The organism is Dyella telluris (genome assembly GCF_014297575.1).
GTDB lineage: Bacteria > Pseudomonadota > Gammaproteobacteria > Xanthomonadales > Rhodanobacteraceae > Dyella > Dyella telluris.
The window spans coordinates 1,307,572-1,332,365 of sequence record NZ_CP060412.1 but is presented as its reverse complement, the minus strand read 5'-3'; the positions used below and the strand labels follow the sequence as shown (position 1 = coordinate 1,332,365).

Sequence of the window (24,794 nt, the reverse complement as noted above, 5' to 3'; positions counted from 1 at the left end):
CCCTTGAGGCGCCGTTTTTTTGCTCGTCACTCCGGCCCTTGTCCCCTTTTGCGGGGTGCGCCGGAATGGCGAACGAATGGGCGTGCCCTCAGGGCAGAGCGAAGTGGTGTTCCCGCTGCAGCCACACCTCGGCCATCTTGGGCGTGGCGAACAGGAAGCCCTGGCCGTAGCGGCAACCGATGCGCAGCAGCGCCTCGCGCTGTTCCTCATCCTCGATGCCTTCGGCGATCACCTGCATCTGCAGCGAATTGGCCAGCGCCTGGATGGCGCGCACCACGGCCGCACCATGCCCGCCTTCACGCGGCAATTCCACGATGAAGGAGCGATCGATCTTCAGCGTTTCGATGGGGTACTGGTGCAGGTAGCTGAGTGACGAGTAGCCGGTACCGAAATCGTCCAGGGCAATGCTCACGCCCTGGCTGCGCAGGTTATCGAGCATGCGCTTCACCTGCGCGGCGTTCTCCAGCAGGGCGCGCTCGGTGACCTCGATGCGCAGGCAGCGTGGCGGCACGCGATGCGACTCGATCAGGTCGAGCATGCGCTTGTCCAGGTCCAGCGAGCGGAAGTGCCGGCCGGACACATTGATGCTCACGAAGCCGTCGCTGCCGGCCAGCGCTTCGGCCTGTGCACAGACTTGTTCGAAGATCTGCCAGTCGATGCTTTCCGAGCAGCCGCTTTCCTCGGCCACGGCCAGGAAGTCGCCCGGCGTGAGCAGGCCACGATCGGGATGGCGCCAGCGCAGCAAGGCCTCGTAGCCCACCGTGCGGCCGGTCTGCAGGGCCACGATGGGCTGGTAGAACGGCACGAATTCGTTGCGGCTCAGCGCGCGGCGCAGGTCGCCTTCCATTTCCAGCAGGGACAAGGCTTCGCGGCGGAGGCGATCGTCGAACACCGCCGCGCGATGGCGGCCTTCATCCTTGGCGCGATACATCGCGGCGTCGGCGTCGCGCAGCAGCTCTTCCGGGCGCTGATAGTGCGGGCTGGGCAGGGCGATGCCGATCGAGGCCGAGGTGAAGATCTCCTTCGCGCCGAGGCGGAAGGGCGTCTGCAGCTCGTCGATGATGCGTTCGGCGATGAGCATCGCCATCTTGGGGTCGGTGATGCCTTCGGCCAGCACGGCGAATTCGTCGCCGCCCAGGCGAGCAACGACGTCGCGCGTCTTCAGGCAGGCACGGATGCGACCACCCACCTGGAACAGCAGGTCGTCGCCCACCAGGTGGCCGACGGAGTCGTTGATGACCTTGAAGCGGTCCAGGTCGATGAACAGCACCGCGAACAGTTCCTGCGTATCGCTGTGATAGCGCTGCAATGCCTGTTCAAGGCGCTGCAGCAACAGCGTGCGATTGGGCAGGCCAGTCAGCGAGTCGTGCAGGGTTTCGTACTTCAGGCGGCGCTCCACGCGCTCGCGCTCGGCAATCTGCTCACGCAGGTCGCGGTTGGCCAGGGCAAGGGCGCGCGTGCGTTCGGTGACGCGGCGCTCCAGGCTTGCGTAGGCCTGCTTCAGCGACTCGGTGGTGTGCTTGCGTTGCAGTGCGTTGGCTACGTGGTAGCCCACGAAGGTGAGCAACTCCTGGTCGCGGACGTCGTAAGTGTGTTCCTGCGAATAGCTCTGCACCGCCAGCACGCCCATGGCGCGGTCGCCCCAGATCAGCGGCACGCCCAGCCAACAGAGCGAGCGCGAGCCACGATGGGTGACCTCGCCCATGTGCTGCAGGCGGTCGAATTCGGCCGGATCAGCCAGCAGCGGCTTGGCATGGCGCAGCACGTACTCGGTGACGCCCCGGCCATGGGCACGCGGCAGGCGCACCGTGTCGAACTCGTCCACGGAGTAGGGGAAGCTCAGCGTCTTCTGTTCTTCGTCCAGCAGCGCGATGTAGAAGTTGCGCGCATAGAGCAGGCCGCCGATGACGCGATGCACCGCGGCGTAAAAGTTGTCGATGCTCTCGGAGGCGTTGGCCAGCTCGGCGATGCGGAAGAGGGCGGCCTGCAAACGCTCGCCACGCTGGCGCTGCAGCACCTGCTGGCGCAGCACGCGGTTGGCCTCGCGCAGGGCCGCGGTACGGCTGGAGACGCGGCGCTCGAGCTCTTCGTGCGCCTCGCGCCGCTCGAGCGCCGTCTGCACGTGTTTGGCGACGTAGCTGAGCAGTTCGCGGTCGTGCTCGCTGTAGTGGGTGTCTTCGCGATAGCTCTGCATCACGATGCCGCCCACGATGCGTCCATCGCGCAGCAAGGGCACGCCCAGCCAGTGTTCGCACACGGGTCCGAGCAACACGAAGCGACCCTTGAACTGCTCGGTGAGCTCGGTCACCGAACCCATGATGGCCTGGCCGGTCTGCAACAGGTTCCAGGTCAGGCTGTAGCGCATGTCCTGCAGCGGTACCGACTCGTCGGGCGAGGGCGGCTCCTTGTCCATCGTGTCCACGTAGTACGGGAAGCGCACCGTATCGGTGGGCGCGTCGTAGAGCGCGATGTAGAAGTTCTCCGCGTACATCAGGCTGCCGAGGATGGCGTGCAGCGAATGCATCATCTCGGTCATGTTGTGCTCGGCGCCCGCCTGGTCGGCGATGGCGTAGAGCGCGCGCTGCAGTCGTTCGGCCAGGGCCAGGCGCGAGATGGCTTCGTAAAGACGCGAGGTTTCGGCCAGCTGGCGCAGGCGACAGGCCACCAGTCGCCCGATCCACGAGAGATTTTCTCTCATGGGGTCTGAGATCGTGCCGGTGGGCAGGGCCAGAACCAGCGAGCGCAGGCCCTGCGGGTCCTCGGCCAGATCAAGCTGGGTCAGCTGCTCGTTCGGCGGCTCCGTGTCGCCCAGCAGCCGCCAGTGGAGGCGGCCCTCGATGCCCAGATCCCTAAGCATGGCCTCACAGATCTCCGCCACGCTGGCCGCATCGGCCGCGCGGAAGAGGCGCTCCACCGCTGCATGAAGGGCAGCGAGAGCGCTGTCCGCCGGGGTGGCGGGCATGTGGCTTGGGAGAACCGGGGTCATCAGTCGCAGGACGGATCCGTACGTTGTCGACAGGGGAGGACTATATATCTCCTCCATTCAGCTTTGTCGCTGACCGGATGAACCGGGAACCTATTCTGTTTCCGGATGTCAAAAATTTGTGATGCGGGTCTTCAGGATCCGGTGCACAAACCTGGTTTTTGGGTGTTAGCAAAAAGTAAAACGTGGTATCGTTACGGCGAATTCGTCTCTGGGAGGGGGCGAAATCCGTCCCGACCACATGGTACCGCGGGGGTTTTCGCGTAGATGCGTCGTCTGTTCTTGTCATTGCCACTTTTGTTCATGCCGTTTGTCGCGGCAGGGCAGAGTTCGGCCAATGATTCGTACAGCGCCGCCAGCCGACTGCTCTCGCAGTCGCCTGACCAGGCCACCCAGAATGCGATGGGCAACGGCGTGCCGCTCTGGCGTGGTGCCGACGGCCGTTGGCTCGCGCTGCAGACCAACAGCGATTCGCTGACCTCCGCCCAGCTTACCGATGCGCCGCTGCAATTCCGCGCGGTCGATTCGGCGACGGTGCAGTCCTCTGATATCCGTTATGGCATCGCTCCCAACGTGCAGGCTCACGTGGGCGTGAGCGAGCACAACTGGGCCAACAACCAGGCGCCGCGCATCATCGGCAGCGAAGTGGGGGCCACCTACAATGATGGCCGTTACTCCGTGGGCCTGAGCGTGGGCACGGACAATGTGCAGGGTGCCGCCACCTTGCCGCGACTGCTGCCGGGCGCACTGCCGGGCGTGAATGGTCTTTCCGGTTTTGACAGCAGCACGCAGATCAACGCGCGCGGGCGCATGTCGCTGGATGCCAAGAGCGGCATCGATCTGGGTGCCAGCGTCGGACGCGTGCGCCTGCTTCCGGGCAACCTGCTGGGCGTCAACACGCTTGACCAGAAGGCGGTGAGCTTCGGCGTGGACAGCGGTCCGCTGAGCGGCAGCATCGTGGGTCGTACCATGGCGCCGGAGGCCGGTGTTCCGGGTAATGGTTACAACCCCGATCGTCGCTGGAACAGCATCGACCTGGGCGTGACCTGGCGTCTGCCGTGGCAGGGCCAGCTGAGTATCGGCGCGCAGAACCTGTGGTCGTCGGGCAGTGGCGTCAACACGCCGGCGGGTCCGGAACCGGATCAGTCGCGCACGCCGTACGTGCAGTACCACCAGGATCTCTGATCGTTACTGCCGGTTGCTGCCGGCACGCATGAAAAACGCCGGGCATTGCCCGGCGTTTTTGTTTGCGCGAGAGGTGGCGGTCAGTCCTGGCGCCGGATGCGCAGGTCGCCGCTGAAGGTCTCGATATTCATCTTGCCGCTGCCGTTACCCGCGGTGGCCCGCAGTTCGCTGCCCGGGCCGTGGTCGCCCTTCTGCACGTTGCCAAAGTCGCTGCGCAGATCGCCGCTGAAGGTGCTGGCCTTGATCGTGGCCGACAGGTTGGAGGGCACTTGCACCTGCACGTCGCCACTCATGCTGTCGACATCGAAGGTGCCGTTGGGAGCAAGACCGCCGCCCAGCTGCACGTCGCCGGAAACCGTGCTCAGGTTGAGCTTGCGCCACGGCCCGCCGTTGACGCGGATGCGCCCGGACACGGTCTGCAGATCCGCCTCGGTGCCGACATTGGGCGCCAGGATGTCGCCGCTGACCGTTTGCAGCGAGACCTTGTCCGCGCCGCCGGCAAGTTCGATGCTGCCGCTGACCGCATTGGCATCCACGTTGGGCGAGCGCGCGTTGATGCGTGCCTTGCCGCTCACCGTGTTGACCTTGATGGTGCCGCCGTCGATGCCGTCGATGTTCATGGGCGCACTGACGACCTCGACGTCGAGCGATGCCCCTCGCGGCACGCGAACGTCCAGCTTGCTGCTGCCCATCGAGGTATCGCTGCCAAAGTTGAGCCAACCGGACTTGCCCTGCGACTCGACCTTGATGTTCATGCTGCTGTTGCTGCCCTCGATGGCGAGCGGCTTGGCGCCTTCGCCGAGGCGGCCGGTAACCTGCACTTCGTTGCGATCCCAGGCGCTTACGGTGACTTCACCCTTGATGTTGCTGATGCTCACGCGTGCGTTGGGCAGCGCATCGTGGCTGAGGTTGATGGGCGTATCGGCCAGGGCCTGGCCGATCGACAGGCTGAGCAGGAGTGGGATGAAGCGTGCGGTTTTCATGGTGAAGGCTCCGCTGGACTCAACCAGCCTGGTGTTCCATCTGTCGCAATTGCGCCTGTTGCTTCTGCGTACGGTTGAGCAGTCGTTGCAATGCCGGTGAATGGGGTGATTGTTCGATCGCCTGCTTGAGTTCCATGTTGGCGGCGTCGAGTTCAACAGCCGCGCCGGCCAGGCGCGGATCATTCGGGCGCCAGCGGCCCATGTCCGGCGCGGTGGTCGCGGTGGCGTTGGCCAGCGTGCGGTCGCGCAGGTGCACGGCAAGGCTGCCGGCGAACAGTGACAGGCCGACGAAACTTGCCGCGATCAGCCAGTTCTGCGGCTGGCGCAGGGCGCGTCGTGGTACGGGCGCGGTCGTCTTGGTGGTGTCGACGCCATCCAGCGCGGCATCGATGCCGGACCACAGGTCGCGGCGCGGCGTGACCGGTTCGCGCAGGGCGCGCGTCTGGCGAAGCCATTCAAATTCGTTCATGAGCGTTCTCCCAATACTTTCCGCAGCAGGCCACGGGCACGATGCAGCTGCGCCTTGGACGAACCCACTGCCATGCCAAGTTCGGCACCGATTTCCTCGTGTCGCCAGCCTTCCACGTCATGCAGTACCAGCACCGCACGCGCCCGCGGCGGCAGCTTGCCGATCGCGCGTTCCAGCTCGTCGCGCTCGGCGGCGCAGAAGGGCGTTTCGCCGTGATCGGGGATGCTGTCCTCGTCCATCATGGCGACCGGGTCCGCGCTGCGCGAGCGGATGTCCATCAACGCGACGTTCACGGCAAGGCGATAAAGCCACGTACCAAACGCACTCTCGCCGCGAAAGCCGGACAGCTTCTGCCAGGCGCGTACGAAGGCGTCCTGCGTGAGGTCTTCCGCGCGGGCGTGGTCGTAGCCGGCCAGTCGCAGGACCGCACCGTAGATGCGATCCACATGCGCGCGATACAGGCGCTGGAATGCCAGGCGATCACCGGCCGCCGCCGCGTGGACGTCATCCATGTCGCTGGGATCCGCAGCGGGTGCTGGCGGCATCGTGGTTCCGGTGGCGGGGCAGGCTGCGATCATCTTGCCAGCTTGGATGCGCCACCGCGCGGCAAGGTTTAGATGGGAGTCGCAGAAAACCCCGCCGGCGCTGTCGGCCGGCGGGGTGGGGCGGTCGTCAGGAGGCGACGGCCGCGCGCGGCGTCACCGCTGCATCGTCCAGCGCCTTGGCAACGCGCTGCTGCTCGGCATGCAGCTCGGTGGGCATGCGGTTGCCGAAGCTTTCGAGGTACTCGCCAATGGCGGCCAGCTCGGCGGTCCAGCCGGCGTGGTCGACATGGAGCAGGGCATCGACCGTGGAGCGATCCAGCGCCAAGTCGTCGAGCTGGAGCTCGTTGGCCTTGGGCAGGGTGCCGATCGGGGTCTGGTCACCGGCGACGCGGCCTTCCACGCGGTCGATCATCCACTGCAGCACGCGCAGGTTGTCGCCGAAGCCCGGCCACATGAAGCGGCCGTCATCGCCCTTGCGGAACCAGTTGACGTGGAAGATTTTCGGCAGCTTCGCACCCGGCTGGTCGAACGACAGCCAGTGGCGGAAGTAGTCGCCGTAGTGGTAGCCGGCAAACGGCTTCATGGCCATCGAGTCACGGCGCAGCACGCCGACCGCACCGGTGGCGGCGGCCGTGGTTTCAGAACCCATGGCGGCGCCGACGAGTACGCCGTGCTTCCAGTCCTTCGCCTCGAACACCAGCGGGATCAGCGACGGACGGCGACCGCCGAACACGATGGCGCTGACCGGCACGCCCTGCGCATCTTCCGCGCGCGGCGACCAGGTGGGGCACTGCTTCGCGCTCACGGTGAAGCGGGAGTTGGGATGCGCGGCCGGACCATTGGCCGGATCGTACGGACGGCCTTGCCAGTCGGTGACCGGCGTGCCTGGCAGGCCTTCCCACCACGGCTGGTTGTCGGCCGTGACGGCCACGTTGGTGAAGATGGTGTCGCGCGCGATGGTCGACAACGCATTCGGGTTGGTGGCGTCGCTGGTGCCCGGCGCCACGCCGAAATAGCCGGCTTCCGGATTGATGGCATACAGACGTCCATCCGCGCCGGGGCGCATCCAGCAAATGTCGTCGCCGACGGTCCACACCTTCCAGCCGTCCTTGCGGTAGCCCTCCGGCGGAATGAGCATGGCGAGGTTGGTCTTGCCGCAGGCCGACGGGAATGCGGCGGCGATGTAGTGCGTTTCGCCCTGCGGATTCTCGATGCCGACGATGAGCATGTGCTCGGCCAGCCAGCCCTCGGACTTCGCCTGGTAGCTGGCGATGCGCAGCGCGTGGCACTTCTTGCCCAGCAGCGCATTGCCGCCGTAGCCGGAGCCGTAGGACTTGATGGTCAGCTCTTCGGGGAAATGCATGATGAAGCGGCGCTCGGGATCGAGCTCGCCGGTCGAGTGCAAGCCCTTCACGAAGGAACCTTCGCGCTCGATGCGCGCCTGCGCGGCAGCGCCCATGCGGGTCATGGTGCGCATGTTGGCCACCACGTACGGGCTGTCGGTGATCTCCACGCCGCAACGGGCCAGCGGGGAATCGATCGGGCCCATGCAGTACGGGATGACGTACATGGTGCGGCCTTCCATGCAGCCGTCGAACAGGCCGTCGATCTTGGCGTGCGCGTCGGCCGGGGCCATCCAGTGGTTGTTCGGGCCGGCGTCGTCCTGCTCTTGGGTGCAGACGAAGGTCAGGTGCTCGACACGGGCCACGTCGGAGGGGCTCGAGCGGTGCAGATAGCAGCCCGGATGGGTCTGCTGGTTGAGCTCGATCAGGTCGCCGGTCTGCAGCATCTGCTGCACCAGCTGCTTGTACTCGGCGTCAGACCCGTCGCACCAATGGATCTTCGCGGGGCGGGTCAGCGCCGCCACGTCATCCACCCAGCGCTGCAGCGCTTCCAGCTTGCTCGACATCGTTTCCTCGCTCTGGTCTTAAGCCAAAAAAGAGTAGAAACGGTAACTTACGCGTACTGGCATGACAAGTCGGGGTGCAGCAAAAGGCAACTGGGCGCACCCCTAATTCGTTGCTGCACTGGACAGTTACAGATGTAACAGCAGACCACTTTGGCAGGTGGACTGCCAGTGGCTTGCGGATCGGGAGAATCGCTGCCGGCGTGCCTCATGGGGCCGTTGCCCGGGCTGTCGGCAGGCATAAAAAAACGCCGCCCGAAGGCGGCGTTCCCCTGGACTTCCCCGTACCCGGGATCAGCGCGGCGTGAGCGTGCGGATCATGTGCTCCACGTAGGCGTCGAACTCCTCGTGACTGATCCGTGGCAGGCCAAGCGTGAAATTGAGCTGCAGGAAACCCACGTAGGCGGCATAGGTCAGGCGGGCGCGGTTGAGCGCCTCTTCCGGAACCAGGCCGGCCTCGCGGTAGATGTTGGTGAGGAATTCCATGCGTCGTTGCGACACGCGGGCCATCACCGGCACCACCTGCGGATGATCCAGCGCCTTGAGCAGCGCGGCATACACGCGGTGGGGAGCGATTTCGTGAGCCACCCGGCGGAACAGCTCCGGCAAGCGCCCCAGCGCATCGGGCATGGCCTCGATCTGGCTGATCACTTCCTTCTCGCCGTACTGCTCCCAGCGCTCGAGTGCCGCCTGCAGCAGGGCCTCGCGGGTTCGGAAGTGCCAGTAGAAGCTGCCCTTGGTGACCCCCAGCTGGCGGGCCAGCGCTTCCACGGCGAGAGCGCCAACACCCTGATCGGCGATCAGCCGAAGGGCGGCGTCTTCCCAATCCTCGGCGGAAAGGCGGGTGCGTTCAGGTTTGGCGCTTGCATTCATACCCGTATGGTATCCCCTGACAGCAGCATTGCAATTGGCTGGACGGCAAGTCGTTGAATCGCCGGATGCTCGGCCTGTCGCGGCGCGTATTGACGCAGCGGTTTGTTGCGACCCATACTCATGCGTATGGTACATGAGCCCGCCACCGAGAAGATCGTCACCCGCGTCACGGCCGTTGATGGCCTGACGCTGTCCGTTGAGACGCGCCGGCCTGCGGGCCATCCATCGCTGCTGTTCGCGCATGGCTTCGGGCAGACCCGGGGCGCCTGGGGCGGAGCCGCCAGGGCGTTGGCCGCCGAGGGATTCCGCTGCGTGACATTCGATGCGCGGGGCCACGGCGAGAGCCAGCATGCGGTGGATGGCGAGTACCACATGGAGCAGTTCATCGGCGACTTGCGCCTGTTGGCACATGCGGAGCTGCACAAGCCGATCCTGGTGGGCGCGTCGATGGGCGGGCTGCTGGGCCTGGTCATGGCGGGTGAGATTGACCCCGCCGCCTTCCGTGCGCTGGTGCTGGTGGATATCACGCCGCGTTGGGAAACCAAGGGCGTGGAACGCATTTTGGCCTTCATGCAGGCCCATCCGGACGGCTTTGCCAGCTATGCGCAGGCCGCCGAGGAAATTGCCCGATACCTGCCGCATCGCGCCGAGCGCAAATCAGAAGACCAATTGCGACCACTGCTGCGCGAAGGCGACGACGGCCGCCTGCGCTGGCACTGGGATCCGGCCCTGCTCAACGGGCTGGTGCGCGAAAGCGAGCGTTACCAGCCGCGCCTGATGGCGGCCGCGGCGAAGGTGCGCGTTCCCGTGCTGTTGTTGTCCGGCGGTCGCAGCGACGTGGTGTCGCGCGACACGGTCGACGAATTCCTGCAGCTGGTGCCGCACGCCGAACACGTGGAGCTGCCGCGTGCCACGCACATGGTGGCGGGCGATGCCAACGACGCGTTCATCCGCGAAATCGCCCGCTTCGTGACCAAGCTTGCTTCCGCCGATCGCAGCGATGCGGTATCGGCCTGATCCGATGAAACGCCGCCCGATGATTTCCCTGTTCCACCCAGACGCCATTCGTAACGAGGTGTTGTGATGTCCGTGATACTGACCCTGCTGGCGGCGATCATCGCTACCGGCGCCTGTGCCTACCACCGCAGCAGCCTGCGTACCTGGGCGATTGCCACCGTGGCCGCCACCCTCGTCGTCGGCCTTATCGCCGGCGCGCCGTGGACTACCTTCATCCTGCTGGTGATCGAGCTGGCGATTGCCGTGCCGCTGCTGATGCCCGCCTTCCGCCGCCGGCAGATCAGTGCGCCGTTGCTGAAGATGTTCGCCAAGGTCACGCCGAAGCTTTCGGAAACCGAGCAGACCGCGCTGGAAGCGGGCACGGTCGGCTTTGAAGGCGAGCTGTTCTCCGGCAAGCCCGACTGGCACGAGCTGCTCAAGCAGCCCAAGCCCGAGCTGAACGTGGAAGAGCAGGCCTTCATGGATGGCCCGGTCGAAGAACTGTGCGGCATGATCGACGACTGGCAGATCACGCACGAGCTTGCCGACCTGCCGCCGGACGTCTGGGCTTTCATCAAGAAGCACAAGTTCTTCGGCATGATCATTCCCAAGCAGTACGGCGGCCTGGGCTTCTCGGCGCTGGCGCACTCGGCCGTGCTGCAGAAGCTGGCGACCATGTCGGCCACGGTGGCATCCACGGTGGCCGTGCCCAACTCGCTGGGCCCGGCGGAACTGCTGCTGCACTACGGCAGCGACGAGCAGAAGAACCACTACCTGCCGCGCCTTGCCGTTGGCGAGGAAATCCCTTGCTTCGCGCTCACCGGCCCGTACGCCGGCTCCGACGCCACGTCCATCACCGACTTCGGCATCGTGTGCAAGCAGATGGTCGACGGCGTGGAAACGCTGGGCATGAAGCTCACCTTCGACAAGCGCTACATCACGCTGGCGCCGATCGCCACGGTGGTGGGCCTGGCGTTCCGCCTGTATGACCCGGACAAGCTGCTGGGCGACAAGGCCGACCTGGGCATCACGCTGGCGCTGCTGCCGCGCTCCACGCCCGGCCTGGAAATCGGCCGCCGCCACTTCCCGCTGAATATCCCGTTCCAGAACGGCCCGCTGCACGGCAAGGATGTGTTCGTGCCGATGTCGGTGCTGATCGGTGGCCCGCACATGGCCGGTCACGGCTGGCGCATGCTGGTGGAATGCCTGTCGGTGGGCCGCGCCATCTCGTTGCCGTCGAACGCGACGGGCGGCGTGCGCGCCGCCGTAGCCGCCACCGGTGCGTATGCGCGCATGCGCAAGCAGTTCGGTCTCTCCATTGCCCGCTTCGAGGGCGTGGAAGAAGCGCTGGCCCGCATCGGCGGCCTCACCTATGCGACGGCTGCCCTGTCACGTGCCACCGCCGCGGCGGTGGATCGCGGCGAGAAGCCCGCCGTGCCGTCGGCCATCGCGAAGTACCACGCCACCGAGTGGGGTCGCACCATTGCCGGTGACGCGCTCGACGTGCACGGCGGAAAGGGCGTGCAGCTGGGTCCGAAGAACTATGCGGGCCGTGCGTGGCAAGGCGTGCCCATCGCGATCACCGTGGAAGGCGCGAACATCATGACGCGCAGCCTGATGATCTTCGGCCAGGGCGCCATCCGCTGCCATCCTTACGTGCTGAAGGAAATGCAGGCGCTGTCGATCGCCGATTACGGCGATCGCCTGAAGACCTTCGACCGCGCGCTGTTCGGCCACATCGGTTTCGGCATCTCCAACGCCGTGCGCGCGTTCACGCTGGGTGTGACTGGTTCACGCATCGGTGATACGGCGGGCGATGCCTACGTGCGTCGCTACTACCGCAAGCTCAACCGCTACTCGGCCGCGCTTGCGCTGTGTGCCGACACCTTCATGGGCGTGCTGGGCGGCAAGTTGAAGTTCAAGGAAAAGCTCTCGGCCCGTCTCGGCGACGTGCTGAGCTACCTGTACATCGCCAGCGCCATGCTCAAGCGCTATGAAGACACCGGTCGTCCGGAAGCGGATCGCCCGCTGCTGGCCTGGGCTTTCCATGAGTGCATGTGGCGCATCCAGACCGCACTCGACGGCGCCATCCGCAACTTCCCGGTGAAGCCGGTGTCGTGGCTGCTGCGTGCGCTGGTGTTCCCGTTCGGTCGTCGCGAAGTGCCGCCGTCGGATCGCCTGGGTCGTCGCGTGGCCGCCATCATCACGGCACCGGGCGAAGCCCGCGATCGCCTCACCGAATGGACCTACCTCACGCCCACCGCGAACAACACCATCGGCCGCATGAACGCACTGCTGCCGGACGTGATCGCGGCCGAGCCGGTGGAGCGCAAGTTCGGCAAGGCGCAGAAGTCGGGCCAGTTCACCTCGCACGACTACGTGGGTCAGCTCACTGAAGCCATGCAGGCCGGCGTGATCAACGCCGCCGAATTCGAACTGCTCAAGCGCGTGCGCGAAGGGGTGTTCGAGTTCATTTCGGTGGACGACTTCGACCCGTCCGAACTCGGTGCCGCGGTGACGCGCGCCGACCGCAAGAAGAAGCTGGCCGACGCGGCCTGACTTCCGTGGCCGTCGCCCTCGCTTCGTGCGCGGGTGACGGCCATCCATCGACGTACGAAAGGGCGGCGCCGTGGCGCCGTCCGCGCCGGAGATTCGCCATGAGTCAGGCCTTGTCGCTGTACCGTCGTCTGGTTTCGCTGCCGGGTGGTCGTTGGCTGTACGGCCGCCTGATCTGTTTCAAGGCCCCTTACTTCGCCACCATCGCGCCGCATTTCCTGACATTGGAGCCGGGCGCGTGCGAAGTGGCGATCCGCGATCGCCGTCGCGTGCACAACCACATCGGCACGGTGCATGCGATTGCGCTGTGCAACGCGGCCGAACTCACCGCCGGCATGATGACCGACGTGACCATTCCCCCAGGCATGCGCTGGATTCCCAAGGGCATGACGGTGGAATACCTGGCCAAGGCCAAGGGCACGCTGGTCGCCCGGGCCGTGCCGGAGTCGCCGGCTGCGGAGGCGTCCAACGGTTATGCGTGGCCGGTACGGGTGAGTGTGCGCAACCAGGCAGGCGAAGAGGTGTTCCGCGCGCGCATCGACATGTGGGTGTCGCCGCGCAAGGCCGCCTGAGTTCAGGCCGACATCACGCAGCGATTCTTGCCGCTTTCCTTGGCCTGGTAGAGCGCGCGGTCGGCCGACTGGATCAACGCCTCGTCATCCTGCTGCTGGCCCTGCCACACGGCCAGCCCGATGCTGGCGCTCACGCGGGCCTCGAACGGACCTTGGCTGCCTTCCAGTGGATAAGGCTCGGCCAGCATGGCGCACACCTCTTCGCAGCGATGCAGCAGCGAGGGTTCATCGCTGACGTCTTCGAAGATGAGCGCGAACTCGTCGCCGCCCAGGCGGGCCACGGTGTCGTTGGCGCGCACGTCATGGGCCAGCCGGTGCGCGATGGCCTTCAGCAGCGCATCGCCGGCGGGGTGGCCATGGTTGTCGTTGACGGCCTTGAAGCCGTCGATGTCGAGCAGTGCCAATGCCAGCTCGGGGCCGTGGCGCGGCACGCGCTGCATGGCGGTCTGCAGCCGGTCGTGGAACAGCACGCGGTTGGGCAGGCCGGTGAGCATGTCGTGGGTGGCCTGGTGACGGATGCGCTCCTCGATGCGCAGGCGCTCGCCGATCTCCACGTTGAGCTGCATGTTGCGCTCTTCCAGCTCCTCCAGCGTCGCCTTCAGCTGCGCACGGGCGCGGTACAGCTCAAGGAACACGCGCACCTTGGACTGCAGGATCATGTCGTTGACCGGCTTCTCGATGTAATCCACCGCGCCGAAGTGGTAGCCGCGCACGCGGTTGATATCGTCCGCGTAGGCCGCCGTGACGAAGATGATGGGCGTGTCGCGCAGGCGTTCGTCCTCGCCGATCAGGAACGCCACCTCGAAGCCATCCATGTCGGGCATGTTGACGTCGAGCAGGATCAGCGCGAACTCATGGTCAAGGCATAGCGCCAGGGCCGCGTTGCCGCTGCTGGCTTCGTACACCGCCGCCCCGCTGTCGGCCAGCAGGTGGCGCATGGCGACGAGATTGGCGGCGGTGTCGTCGACGACGAGGATCTTGGGAGTAGGCAAGGTCATGGCAGGCAGAGGCGATTGAGCAGCGGCGCGATGTCCGCGAGGGGAAGACAATGGTCCGCGCCGGCTAGTTCCAGCGCGACCGTTGGCATGGTGGGGGATTCGGCATCCGCGGGGTCCTGCACGATGGCCACGCCGCCACCCTGGCGGACCTTCAGCAGGCCGCGGGCGCCATCACTGTTCGCTCCGGTGAGCACCACGCCCACCAGCGCCTCGCGCCATGCTTCGGCGGCGGACTCGAACAGGACGTCGATGGAAGGGCGCGCGAAACTCACGCGCTGATCCACGGACAGTGCGAAACGCCGGCTTGTTTCCACCAGCAGGTGATAGCCGCTGGGCGCCACATGGATGACGCCGCCGCGCATGGGGGCACGTTCGCGGGCTTCCTCCACGGGCAGCGTGGCGTACTTGGCCAGCAACTCGCACATCAGGTCGACATTGGCCGAACCGGTGTGGCAGCACACGGCGATGGCCTGCGGCAGCGCCGGGTCAAGCCCGGCAAGCAGCTGCTCCAGCGCGGTGAGTCCACCGGCCGAGCACCCGATCACGATGGCCTGCGGGGCAGCCATCTCAGTCCCTGCCTGCGCTGCGCGACCCGAGGCGATAGATGCGGCGGGCTGCATCTACCGGTGCGAAGTCGCTGGCCGAAGGGGCGAAATCCAGGCTCTCGCGCGTGCCCAGGCAGAGGAAGCCGCCGCGCACCAGGCTGTCGCGGAACAAGGCCAGGGTGCGGTCCTGCAGTGGGTCGGAAAAATAGATCAGCACGTTGCGGCACAGCACCAGGTGCGCCTCGCAGAACACTTCGTCCGTGACCAGGTTGTGGTTGGCGAAGATCACGTGGCGATTCAGGCGCTGGTCCAGCTTGATGAACTCGTAGCGTGCGCTGTAGTAATCGGCCAGCGTGTGCCTGCCGCCGGCAGCGAGGTAGTTGCGTGACCACAGCTGCGCCTCGCGTGCCGGGTAGATGCCTTCGCGGGCCTGCTGCAGGGCGGCTTCGTTGAAGTCGGTGGCGTAGATCTGCGTGCGCTCATACAGGCCGGCTTCTTCCAGCAGGATGGCCAGCGAGTAGACCTCCTGCCCGTGCGCGCAGCCGGCCTGCCAGATGTTGATCTGGGGGTAGGAGGCGAGCACCGGAAACACCTGCTCGCGCAGGGCGAGGAAGACGTCCGGGTCGCGGAACATTTCCGAGACCGGCACCGACAAGCCTTCCAGGGCGACGGAAAGAAAACCCGGTTCATGCAGCAGGCGGGTGGTGAGCTCGCTCACGTTGCCGGTGTCCTGCGCATGCGCCAGCTGCAGCACCCGCCGCTTGAGGGACGCGGGCGCGTACTGGCTGAAATCGTAGCCATGCCGGAGCTTCAGCGCGCGAACGAACAGCTCGACCTCGATGTCCTCGAGCGAGGTGTCCGGCGCCTTCGCCTTGCCGGCGGGCGAGTTCATCGATGCAGCCAAACGTGCATCATCGACGACAGCTTGTCGATGTCGATGGGCTTGGACAGGTAGTCGTTGGCGCCGGCCGCCAGGCACTTCTCGCGGTCGCCGCGCATGGCCTTGGCCGTGAGGGCGATGATCGGCAGGGCGGTCAGCTGCGGTTGGGCGCGAATGGCGCGGATGGTGTCGTAGCCATCCATCACCGGCATCATCACGTCCATCAGCACCAGTTCGATGTCATGGCCGTCTGCGAGCACCTTGAGTGCCTTCTGGCCGTCCTGCGCCATGGTCACGTGCATGCCCCATCCGCGCAGTACCTTGGACAGCGCGAACAGGTTGCGCATGTCGTCATCCACCAGCAGCACGTTGCGCTCCTGCAGTGCGCTGGCATCGTGTGCGGTGCGGATCGCGGGCGAGGTCGTCGCTGCGCCGGCGGCACCGTTGCCGGCGCGACGCGTGCGACCATCCTGGATGCTGTGCAGGAACAGGCTGACCTCATCGAGCAGGCGCTCTGGCGAGCGCACGCCCTTGATCACGATGCTGTCGGTGTACTGGCGCAGCTTCAGGCTTTCCTCGCGGCTCAGCTCGCGGCCCGAGTAGACCACCACCGGCGGAATGCGCCCGGTGGCGGAGAGCTGCTCGAGGAACTCGATACCCGACATGCCGGGCAGGCCCAGGTCGAGCACGATGCAGTCGTAGCTGGCATTGGCCATGCGCTCGATGGCTTCTTCGGCGCTGCCGGCCTCGTCGATGGTCACGTCGTCGTTTCGCAGCAGCGTGCGCATGGCGGCGCGCGAGTCGGCGTCGTCATCGATGATCAGCAGGTGGCGCATATGGCCTTCGGCAAAGTGCATCAGGCGTTCGAAGGCATCGCCGATGGCCTCGCGACTCACCGGCTTGGTGAGGAAGCCCACCGCGCCCAGTTCGCGTCCGCGATTGGCTTCGTCCACCGCCGAGATGAAATGCACGGGCACATGGCGCGTGGCGGCGTTTTCTTTCAGGCGTTCGATCACCGTCCAGCCGTCCATGCCCGGCAGCATCACGTCGAGCAGGATGCCGGTGGGGGTGTAACGCATGGCCAGCTGCAGGCCCGATTCGCCATCGGCCGCGGCCAGCACGCGATAACCTTTGCGGCGGACCATGTCGGCCAGGATCCGCGCGAACACCGGGTCGTCCTCGACGATGAGGATGACGGTATCGTCCCCGGTGATGCTGTCGCGATCATCCTCGATGGTCTCTGGCAGCAGCGCCGACGTGCCGGCCGGGCGCAGTGGTGCGGGAGCGGGAGAGGGCGTCGCCGAAGCAACATGCCCGGAAGGACCCTCCAGCGGCAGCAGGATGGTGAAGGTGCTGCCGCGGCCGGCGTCGCTGTCCAGCACGATGTCGCCACCGAGCAGTTCCGCGATGCGGCGCGAAATGGTCAGCCCCAGGCCCGTACCGCCGTACTGGCGGCTGGTGCTGGCATCGACCTGTTCGAACGCCTGGAAGATCTTCTGCGCCTTCTCCTGCGGAATGCCGATGCCGGTGTCGCTCACGGCGATGGCGACGGCGTCCTTGCCATGAAGCACCGGCGGCAGGGCGATGGCGGCAGACGGGCGCTCGATGCGCACCGTGACGGTGCCCTGGTGGGTGAACTTGAAGGCGTTGCCGATGAGATTGTTGGCGATCTGCTCGAGCTTGGCGCCATCGGTGCGGATGATCGCGGGCAGGCTCGGGTCGATCTGCACCACGAAGCCGAGTTTCTTTTCCTGTGCCACGTGCTGGAATGTGCGCATCAGCACGCGCTCGAGGTCGGCGAACGGCAGTTCGTCGAGCACGATGTCCATCTTGCCGGCTTCGACCTTGGAGAGGTCCAGAATGTCGTTGATCAGGCGCAGCAGGTTGGTGCCGGAGTCATGGATGATGCGTGCCGACTCCACCTGTTCCTCATCCAGGTTGCCTTCCCGGTTGTCGGCCAGGCTGCGCGAGAGGATCAGCAGGCTGTTGAGCGGCGTGCGCAGCTCGTGCGACATGTTGGCGAGGAATTCGGACTTGTACTGGCTGGCCCGCGCGAGTTCCTCGGCCTTTTCCTGCGTCTCCTGCTGCAGGGTTTCCAGCACGTGCTTCTGCTGGTTCAGCGTGTCGGTCTTCTGGCGCAGCTCCTCGTTGGAAGCCTGAAGTTCTTCGGTCTGTACGCGCAGTTCCTCTTCCGAGGCGAGCAGGCGTTGCGACTGCTCCTGCAACTCGTGGGTCTTGGCGTTGAGTTCTTCGTTGGTGACCTGGAGGTCCTGCTGCTGCCGGCGCAGGATTTCCTCGGACGCCCGCAACTCGTCGGCCTGCTCGCTGGTGCGCTTGAGCAGGTCCTGCGTGCGGATGGCGCGGCCGAGGTTTTCCAGCGACAGCGAGGCAATCGGCAGCAACTCTTCGAGCAGGCGCTGCTGGGGTTCGCTGAAATGGTGGAAGCTACCCAGTTCCAGCACGCCCAGCAGCTTGTCGCGCAGCACCAGTGGCAGCACGGTGATGCTGCGCGGCGGTGCTTCGCCGCTGCCGGAATGGATGCGCACGTAGTCGTCGGGCACGTCCTGCAGGGTGATCGGCTTGCGTTCCAGCGCACACTGGCCCACCAGGCCTTCGCCCAGCGCGTACTCGGTGCTCAGGTGGCGCCGCTGCTGGTAGCCATAGCTGCCTTGCAGGCGCAGCCGCTGATGCTCTTCGTTGTAGCGGTAGAACACGCCGACGCCGCAGTCCAGCAGCGGCACCAGTGTGCTGTTCAGCTGTTCGGCGAACTCCTGCTCGGTTTCCACTTTCTGCAGTTCGCTGGCGATCTGCGAGACCTGCGTCTTCACCCAGGCCTGCGCGGCGGTTTCGATCGCCATGTGCTTGAACACCTGCAGCGAGCGGGCGATCTCGCCGATTTCGTCGCGACGCTCCAGCTGCCGGATCTCGACCGTGTGGTCGTGATTGGCCAGCCGCGTCATCAGGTCGGTCATGCGGCGGATGGGCCGGGTGATCAGGCGGAAGGTCATGTAGACCACCGATATGCCCAGCAGCAGGCTGAGCAGCAGGGTGGTCCAGATGGCCGTGCGCACTTCGGTGATGTCGCGGCGCTGGGTGGCCTCGCGCTGGTCGAGCAGGTTGCGCTCGGTATCGTCCATGTCATCGAGCACGACGAGGATGTCGCCGAGCCCGGCCGTGACGCGCTTGAGGTATTCGCTCTGCACGCGGACCTGTTCGGCGGCGGCTTCGCCGGTGCCGCTGGCACGGATGGCCTGGATAGGCTCGATGCCGGTGTGCAGGGCTTCCTTCTGCCACTGCCCCACCATCGTCGCGAGGCGATCGATGCGGATCTGCTGGACCGGGTTGTCGCTGGTCAGGCCGCGCAGGTCGGCAATGTCCTTGGCCAGATCCTCGTTGGCCTTCTTGTGCTTGTCGAGCTCGCTGCTGCGCGGGTCAAGCAGGTAGCCGCGCACGGCGATCTGGCTTGCCTGCAGGTGTTCGAAGACGTCGTCGATCTTGGCGCGCACGTCGTAGGTATGACGTGACCAGTGCGCACTGACATCCTGCCGGGCCAGCGATCGCAAGGTGAAGGCGCTGCAGATCACGAACAGCAGCACCAGCGTGCCGATCGCGGTGAGTATCTTCAGCTGCATCGGCTGGTGGGCCAGCCAGGAATACCGGTTCTTCTGAGCGGCCATGCGTCTTCACAGTTTTTGGGCCGGGTCGTGTGACCCGGCCGGGGCGGTTCCCCTCAGGGTATCCGCTGTTTTGTGAAGGCGGTAGCTGGCGTCACGCCACGCTGGCGTGCTCGCGCTTCCAGGACGGCGGGATGATGGTGCCGCGCCGGATCGCCACGATAAGCAGCAGGGCCGAGCAAGCCGAGCAGAGGGTCAGGGCCACCACCGAGGCTTCCGCGCCGAACACGCCGCCGCTGAGCCAGTCCGGGCCGCTGCGGCTGGACACGAGCCAGCCGTGGGCTTCGGTGCCCGACACGGGGATGCCGTAGACCGTGCCCTGCATCACGTTCCATGCCGCATGCAGGCCAATGCACGGCCATAGCGAGCGGGTCACGTGGTACATCAGGGCCAGCAACACGCCGGCCTCGATGGCGATGGCGAGCGAGCTCCACAGCGTGGCGCCGGGATTGAAGATGTGGGCCGCGCCGAAGAACAGCGCCGAAATGGCCAGTGCGGCCCAGGTGCCCAGGCCTTCTTCCACGGCGCGGAACAGCACGCCGCGCGTGATGATTTCCTCGGAGATGCCCGCGCCCAGGCCGGTGGTCAGCACGGCCGGCAACCAGTTCACGGAGGGGTTGGTGCCGGTCACGTGATAGCTGCCCGCCAACCACAGCACCAGCACGGTCGCGCTCATCAGGAAGGCGCCCAGCAGCAGGCCCGGCACGCCCAGTCGGCCAATGTCCGTCGCGGCGAGTTCGCGGATCGGCCGGCGTTCGATGGCCTTGACCAGCACGGCATAGGCCACGCCGGCGGAAACCAGTTGCACGATCAGCACGCCGACGGCGCGCGACAGCGGCGGCACGCCGGGGCCCATCAGGCCCATGACGCCCACGGCCGCCGAAGTCAGCTTGATCAGTACGAAGAACAGCGCCGCGAAAAACACGATGCGGCCGAAAGGCGAGAACACCGTCCAGCGTTGCCAGGTGGTGGCAGTGGCGGGAGGGGTGAAGGCGATCGGGCTGGCTGGCATGTGGCTGGATGTCCCTTGAAGAGCGGACAAGGCTAGCAGCGCAGGTATCGGTGCGGACATCTGCCAGCCGTCACCCTGCAGCTTGCGCCAGGGTGACGGTGGCCGGGAACGTTACAGGTCGACCGAGGTGGCGTGTTCGCGCGTGGCCGAGAAGCGCACGGCGGGCGAACGCTCCTGCGCCAGCTGCAGGTTCACGCGCGACGGTGCCAGATACACCAACTCCCCCGCCGCATCGATGGCGAGGTTGTTGGCGTTCTTCTCGCGGAATTCCTCGAGCTTCTTCGCGTCGTCGCAGTGGATCCAGCGCGCGGTGGACACGGTGACGGGCTCGAAGGTGGCATCCACGCCGTATTCGTCCTTGAGGCGATAGGCCACCACGTCGAACTGCAGCACGCCCACCGCACCCAGGATAAGGTCGTTGCTCATCAACGGGCGGAAGAACTGCGTGGCGCCTTCTTCGGACAGCTGGGCCAGGCCCTTCTGCAGCGCCTTCATCTTCAGCGGATCGCGCAGGCGCGCGCGGCGGAACAGTTCCGGCGCGAAGTTGGGGATGCCGGTGAAGCTGACCATCTCGCCTTCGGTGAAGGTGTCGCCGATGCCGATGGTGCCGTGGTTATGCAGGCCGATCACGTCGCCGGGATAGGCGTTCTCGACGATCTCACGATCGCTCGCCATGAAGGTGAGCGCGTTGGCGATGCGCACGTCCTTGCCGGTACGCGTCTGCATCATCTTCATGCCGGCGCTGTAGGTGCCCGAGCAGACGCGCATGAAGGCGATGCGGTCGCGGTGCGCCGGGTCCATGTTCGCCTGGATCTTGAACACGAAGCCGGTGAGGGCGCCTTCGTCCGGCGTCACTTCGCGCGACAGCGTGGCGCGCGAGCGCGGCGACGGTGCGTGCTCGACGAAGAAATCCAGCAGCAGCTGCACGCCGAAGTTGTTCACCGCCGAGCCGAAGAACACCGGCGTGAGCTTGCCGGCCAGGTACTGCTCCACGTCGAACGGATGCGAAGCGCCCTGCACCAGTTCCAGTTCGTCGCGCAGCTCGGCCAGCGCCTCGGTACCGAGGGCGGCTTCCAGGCCCGGTGCGTCCAGGCCCTTGAAGATGGTGGAATCCTGGCGCGTGAAATTCTTGCCCTGCTCGAACACGTGCACCTCGTCGAGCAACAGGTGGTACACACCCTTGAGGCGCTTGCCCATGCCGATGGGCCAGGTCAGCGGCGCACAGGCAATGCCCAGCACCGATTCCACTTCGTCCAGCAGTTCGATCGGCGAGCGGCCTTCACGGTCGAGCTTGTTGATGAAGGTCATGATGGGCGTGTCGCGCAGGCGGCACACCTCCATCAGCTTGATGGTGCGTTCTTCCACGCCCTTGGCGCAGTCGATCACCATCAGGGCCGAGTCCACCGCCGTGAGCACGCGGTAGGTGTCTTCCGAGAAGTCCGCATGGCCCGGGGTGTCGAGCAGGTTGACGATGCGGCCCTCATACGGAAACTGCATCACCGACGAGGTCACCGAAATGCCGCGCTCCTTTTCCAGCGCCATCCAGTCGGAGGTGGCGTGACGGGCGGCCTTGCGGCCCTTCACCGAACCGGCCATCTGGATGGCACCGCCGAACAGCAGCAGCTTTTCGGTCAGCGTGGTCTTGCCCGCGTCAGGGTGGCTGACGATGGCGAAGGTGCGGCGGCGACGGGTTTCGGTGAGATGGGTAGACATGGCGGGGTATCAGGTTCGCGAACCCGCCATTGTACCAAGGGTAGGGGAGGGGTGCCGGTGGGCGTTCCGCAGGCCCTTATTTGTGTGGGAGCGCACCCTGTGCGCGACTCATGCTGCCGAATCTTTACCGGGGCCATCGCGCTCAGGGCGCGCTCCCACAAAGGTGGATCCGGTAGCGACGACCCAGCCCGGCCTGCCCTTCCCGCCGCCGCCGCCTTCCATCCGGGTGTCGCCGCTCACGGACAACCCCTGCGCAGGGAGTTCCCGTGCTCAGTCCCGGGTCAGCAGGTCCTCGTAGAACGCGCCATAGGGCTCCGTGGGGTGGCTGATCTGGATCTCCAGGATCCACAGTCCGCTGGACGGGCGTTCGCCGTATTCGCCCAGGTCACCGGCCTTGTGCACCGAATGGGGGAAGTCGCTGACGCGATGGCCCTTGATCTCGTGGTTGAGCCGCCAGCCCATGGCTTCGGCCTGTTGCTCGGCAAATGCGTACAGCGCTTCGCCGGTAAGGCCACGGCTGCGCCAGGCCTCCGCGGTGGCACGGAACAGATCGCGCGCGGCATCGGCGCAGGCTTGCATCTCTGGTGCATGGCCGACCACGAAGGTGTCGCCCACGTCGCCTTCGTGGCCGTTGAACACCAGCCCCAGGTCGATGAAGTAGATGTCGTTGTCGCCCAGGCGAACCGGCTCGGAGCGCTCGCGATAGGTCTTGGTGGTGTTGGGCCCGATGCGGATGATCACCGGATGCCACAACCGCTCCATGCCGAGCTGGCGGAACACATCAGCAGCTTCGATCCTGGCTTCTTGTTCGGTGATGCCGGGACGCATGCGTTCGCGGATGCCGTGCAGCGCGGCCCAGCTCATCTCGCGGGCGTGTTGCATCGAGGCAGCGTCGAAGGGTTCGCCAACGGCTTCGTGGGCGGAGAAGGGTGTGTCGGTCGTCATTTCAGGTCAGGCCCATAGCAGGATCAGGCCGAGCGCCGCGGGCGCAGCCTGGATCCACAGTATCTTGCGACTGGCGGTAAGCCCACCGTAAATGCCGGCAACCAGCACGCAAGCGAGGAAAAAGCTTTTGATGGCGAGGCCAGCCGGCCCCAGCAGCAAGCCCCAGATCAGGCCCGCGGCAAGAAATCCGTTGTAGAGCCCCTGATTGGCAGCCAGCACTTTCGACTGCGTGGCAAATTCCGCGGTGGTGCCAAACGCCTTGCGGCCCGACGGCTTGTCCCACAGGAACATCTCCAGCACCAGGAACCAGACGTGCAGCAGGGCAATCACGGCGATCACGACGTTGGCAGCAAGGGACACGCGGTTTCCTCAGATGACATGCCTGGGGCGGCAGAAGGCAAGCATAACGAGATGCCGCTGGACGTACTGTCAAATTCTTTATGGCCCCAGGGCCATTCGTTGATGGCCGGGTGGTTGGCGCGGGCGTGGGTTGCCGTGGCCGCGGATCGCTGCAGCATGCCGGTCGATAGCCAGGACAAGCTGCACGGCAGCCCGCTGTCTTTCCCGGCCGCAAAACAGCCGCGGTGCCCCGGCCCGGCTAACACTTCCGGCCAATGGCTGTGGTCATGGCTGCGGCGTAGGTTGGCGTGGCTGGGCCAGAGGAGGGCGCCCACCGGACAGTGACGTTCCCAGGGGACATGGGCATCGCCCGGTCATTCCAACTGCTGGGGAGTCATGCCATGAACAAGTCACTGTCCGCAGGGCTGTGCCTGCTGTTGCTGTTTCCGCTTGGTGCCATGGCCGACGGGCCGTTCGACGGCACCTGGAAAATCGACATGAGCAAGCTGCAGATGCCCAAGAAGCCCGACGTGCTCGTGCTCAAGGACGGTACGTATGCCTGCAAGACCTGCGTGCCGCCGGTAAGCATCAAGGCCGATGGTGAGGATCACGCCGTCACCGGGCATCCCTACCTGGACACCATGGCCGTGGCGGTCGTGGATGCGCATACCGTGAGAGAGACCGACAAGAAGGGCGGCAAGGTGGTCGCCACGACCACCACCACGGTGGCGGCGGACGGCAAGAGTGCGCACTTCGAATTCAGCGACAGCAGCAACAGCCAGGGCGCGCCCGTCACCGGCAGCGGCGAGCTGAAGCAGGTCGCGGCGGGGCCGGCCGGTTCCCATGCGATCTCCGGCTCCTGGGTCACGGCCAATATCGCCAGCCTGTCCGACAACGGCACCGAGATCACCTTCAAGCAGGAGGGAGGCGCCCTCACCATGACCACGCCGACCGGGCAGTCGTATACCGCGAAGCTCGACGGCACCGAGGCACCCTACAAGGGTGACCCGGGCATCAGCAGCGTCACGGTGAAACAGACCGGCAAGGCCTCCATGGTGGAAACCGACAAGCGCGACGGCAAGGTGGTTGGCGTGGTCACGTCCGTCATATCGGCCGACGGCAAGTCCATGAACGTGGTCTTCGACGACAAGCTGCGCAACCGCACGATGTCGTTCGTCGCAATCAAGCAGTGATGGATGGATGGACGTCCGTCCGTTGGCCGGGCGGACGTCGACCCGGGGTGGTTTCAGGCGAAACCGATGTGCCGCCCTTGGATGGTTTAGCCGCGATTCGGCCCGTTCAGGCCCGGGGCTTCCAGAGTGGCGGCGGATTGGCGGCAAAGTGATCATCGTCACGCTTTGAAACCGCCGTGAACGCCTGGTTTGTCGCGGTTTTTGCAGAAATAGGGCGATGGCTAGGTGCATAGACGTTTAGACGTCTATTGACATGACTTTCCGCGGCCGTTAGATTCCTACCCACTCATCGAGACCGGCGGAGGGACAGGCCCTTTGAAGCCGGGGCAACCTGCGGAACTTTCCGCGACGGTGCCAATTCCTGCGGCAGCGCCTAGGGCGCAAGCCGCGAGATGAGGGCAAATCCGCACCGCCGAGCCTCGTGCCG

General features: G+C 65.8%; 19 protein-coding genes and 1 riboswitch. Of the genes, 5 read left to right on the top strand and 14 right to left on the bottom strand.

The genetic code is table 11. The features are described 5' to 3' along the window. Positions 1 to 88: 88 nt before the first annotated feature. Positions 89 to 2,986, bottom strand: a complete 2,898-nt coding sequence (locus tag H8F01_RS06140) for a bifunctional diguanylate cyclase/phosphodiesterase (RefSeq protein WP_187058140.1) — start codon at positions 2,984 to 2,986, stop codon at positions 89 to 91. A 264-nt stretch (positions 2,987 to 3,250) separates the two neighbouring features. On the opposite strand from H8F01_RS06140, the gene H8F01_RS06135 reads away from it, so the two are divergent. After that, positions 3,251 to 4,168 (top strand): hypothetical protein, encoded by a 918-nt coding sequence (locus H8F01_RS06135; RefSeq protein WP_187058139.1) that lies wholly within the window; start codon positions 3,251 to 3,253, stop codon positions 4,166 to 4,168. An 80-nt stretch (positions 4,169 to 4,248) separates the two neighbouring features. Here H8F01_RS06135 and H8F01_RS06130 read toward each other — a convergent pair whose 3' ends face one another. From H8F01_RS06130 to H8F01_RS06110, 5 genes are all read right to left on the bottom strand, one after another. Further along, entirely contained in the window at positions 4,249 to 5,151 is a 903-nt protein-coding gene (locus tag H8F01_RS06130) for a DUF4097 family beta strand repeat-containing protein (RefSeq protein WP_187058138.1), read from the bottom strand. A 19-nt stretch (positions 5,152 to 5,170) separates the two neighbouring features. After that, positions 5,171 to 5,620, bottom strand: coding sequence for a hypothetical protein (locus tag H8F01_RS06125; protein WP_187058137.1), 450 nt, complete (start codon positions 5,618 to 5,620; stop codon positions 5,171 to 5,173). Next, positions 5,617 to 6,165 (bottom strand): RNA polymerase sigma factor, encoded by a 549-nt coding sequence (locus H8F01_RS06120; RefSeq protein ID WP_187058136.1) that lies wholly within the window; start codon positions 6,163 to 6,165, stop codon positions 5,617 to 5,619. The genes H8F01_RS06125 and H8F01_RS06120 overlap by 4 nt, the downstream gene beginning before the upstream one ends. A 127-nt stretch (positions 6,166 to 6,292) precedes the next feature. Continuing rightward, on the bottom strand, positions 6,293 to 8,074 hold the full coding sequence (locus H8F01_RS06115; RefSeq protein ID WP_187058135.1) for a phosphoenolpyruvate carboxykinase (GTP): 1,782 nt from the start codon (positions 8,072 to 8,074) through the stop codon (positions 6,293 to 6,295). A gap of 291 nt (positions 8,075 to 8,365) precedes the next feature. Continuing rightward, positions 8,366 to 8,944 carry a TetR/AcrR family transcriptional regulator gene (locus H8F01_RS06110; protein ID WP_187058134.1) on the bottom strand — a complete coding sequence of 193 codons (579 nt, stop codon included), beginning with the start codon at positions 8,942 to 8,944 and terminating at the stop codon, positions 8,366 to 8,368. Positions 8,945 to 9,070: 126 nt separating this feature from the next. Here H8F01_RS06110 and H8F01_RS06105 point away from each other — a divergent pair, with 126 nt between their 5' ends. From H8F01_RS06105 to H8F01_RS06095, 3 genes are all read left to right on the top strand, one after another. Next, a complete protein-coding gene (locus H8F01_RS06105; protein WP_187059179.1) occupies positions 9,071 to 9,961 on the top strand; it encodes an alpha/beta fold hydrolase in 891 nt (296 codons plus the stop codon). A 66-nt stretch (positions 9,962 to 10,027) separates the two neighbouring features. Further along, positions 10,028 to 12,499 (top strand): acyl-CoA dehydrogenase, encoded by a 2,472-nt coding sequence (locus H8F01_RS06100; protein ID WP_187058133.1) that lies wholly within the window; start codon positions 10,028 to 10,030, stop codon positions 12,497 to 12,499. A gap of 98 nt (positions 12,500 to 12,597) precedes the next feature. Continuing rightward, the gene (locus H8F01_RS06095) at positions 12,598 to 13,068 is read left to right on the top strand and encodes a hotdog fold domain-containing protein (RefSeq protein ID WP_187058132.1); all 471 of its coding nucleotides are present in this window, start codon (positions 12,598 to 12,600) and stop codon (positions 13,066 to 13,068) included. Between the two features lie 2 nt (positions 13,069 to 13,070). Here H8F01_RS06095 and H8F01_RS06090 read toward each other — a convergent pair whose 3' ends face one another. From H8F01_RS06090 to H8F01_RS06055, 8 genes are all read right to left on the bottom strand, one after another. Further along, on the bottom strand, positions 13,071 to 14,066 hold the full coding sequence (locus H8F01_RS06090) for a diguanylate cyclase domain-containing protein (protein WP_187058131.1): 996 nt from the start codon (positions 14,064 to 14,066) through the stop codon (positions 13,071 to 13,073). Then, positions 14,063 to 14,632, bottom strand: a complete 570-nt coding sequence (locus H8F01_RS06085; RefSeq protein WP_187058130.1) for a chemotaxis protein CheB — start codon at positions 14,630 to 14,632, stop codon at positions 14,063 to 14,065. Before H8F01_RS06085 ends, H8F01_RS06090 begins: the two co-directional genes overlap by 4 nt. A 1-nt stretch (position 14,633) precedes the next feature. Further along, positions 14,634 to 15,503: a CheR family methyltransferase gene (locus H8F01_RS06080; RefSeq protein ID WP_187058129.1), complete on the bottom strand. Its 870-nt coding sequence runs from the start codon at positions 15,501 to 15,503 to the stop codon at positions 14,634 to 14,636. Then, a complete protein-coding gene (locus H8F01_RS06075) occupies positions 15,500 to 19,168 on the bottom strand; it encodes a response regulator (RefSeq protein WP_187058128.1) in 3,669 nt (1,222 codons plus the stop codon). The genes H8F01_RS06080 and H8F01_RS06075 overlap by 4 nt, the downstream gene beginning before the upstream one ends. 91 nt (positions 19,169 to 19,259) lie before the next feature. Continuing rightward, positions 19,260 to 20,177 carry a CPBP family intramembrane glutamic endopeptidase gene (locus tag H8F01_RS06070; protein ID WP_187058127.1) on the bottom strand — a complete coding sequence of 306 codons (918 nt, stop codon included), beginning with the start codon at positions 20,175 to 20,177 and terminating at the stop codon, positions 19,260 to 19,262. A gap of 111 nt (positions 20,178 to 20,288) precedes the next feature. Further along, positions 20,289 to 21,890: a peptide chain release factor 3 gene (locus H8F01_RS06065; RefSeq protein WP_187058126.1), complete on the bottom strand. Its 1,602-nt coding sequence runs from the start codon at positions 21,888 to 21,890 to the stop codon at positions 20,289 to 20,291. A 270-nt stretch (positions 21,891 to 22,160) separates the two neighbouring features. Continuing rightward, entirely contained in the window at positions 22,161 to 22,835 is a 675-nt protein-coding gene (locus H8F01_RS06060; RefSeq protein ID WP_238481164.1) for a M24 family metallopeptidase, read from the bottom strand. Between the two features lie 6 nt (positions 22,836 to 22,841). Continuing rightward, a complete protein-coding gene (locus H8F01_RS06055) occupies positions 22,842 to 23,195 on the bottom strand; it encodes a DUF1304 domain-containing protein (protein WP_187058125.1) in 354 nt (117 codons plus the stop codon). Positions 23,196 to 23,575: 380 nt separating this feature from the next. Between H8F01_RS06055 and H8F01_RS06050 the strand changes: the two genes are divergently transcribed. Further along, on the top strand, positions 23,576 to 24,367 hold the full coding sequence (locus tag H8F01_RS06050) for a hypothetical protein (protein WP_187058124.1): 792 nt from the start codon (positions 23,576 to 23,578) through the stop codon (positions 24,365 to 24,367). 283 nt (positions 24,368 to 24,650) lie between these two features. After that, a riboswitch (SAM riboswitch) is annotated at positions 24,651 to 24,766 on the top strand. The last annotated feature ends 28 nt before the right edge of the window (positions 24,767 to 24,794 follow it).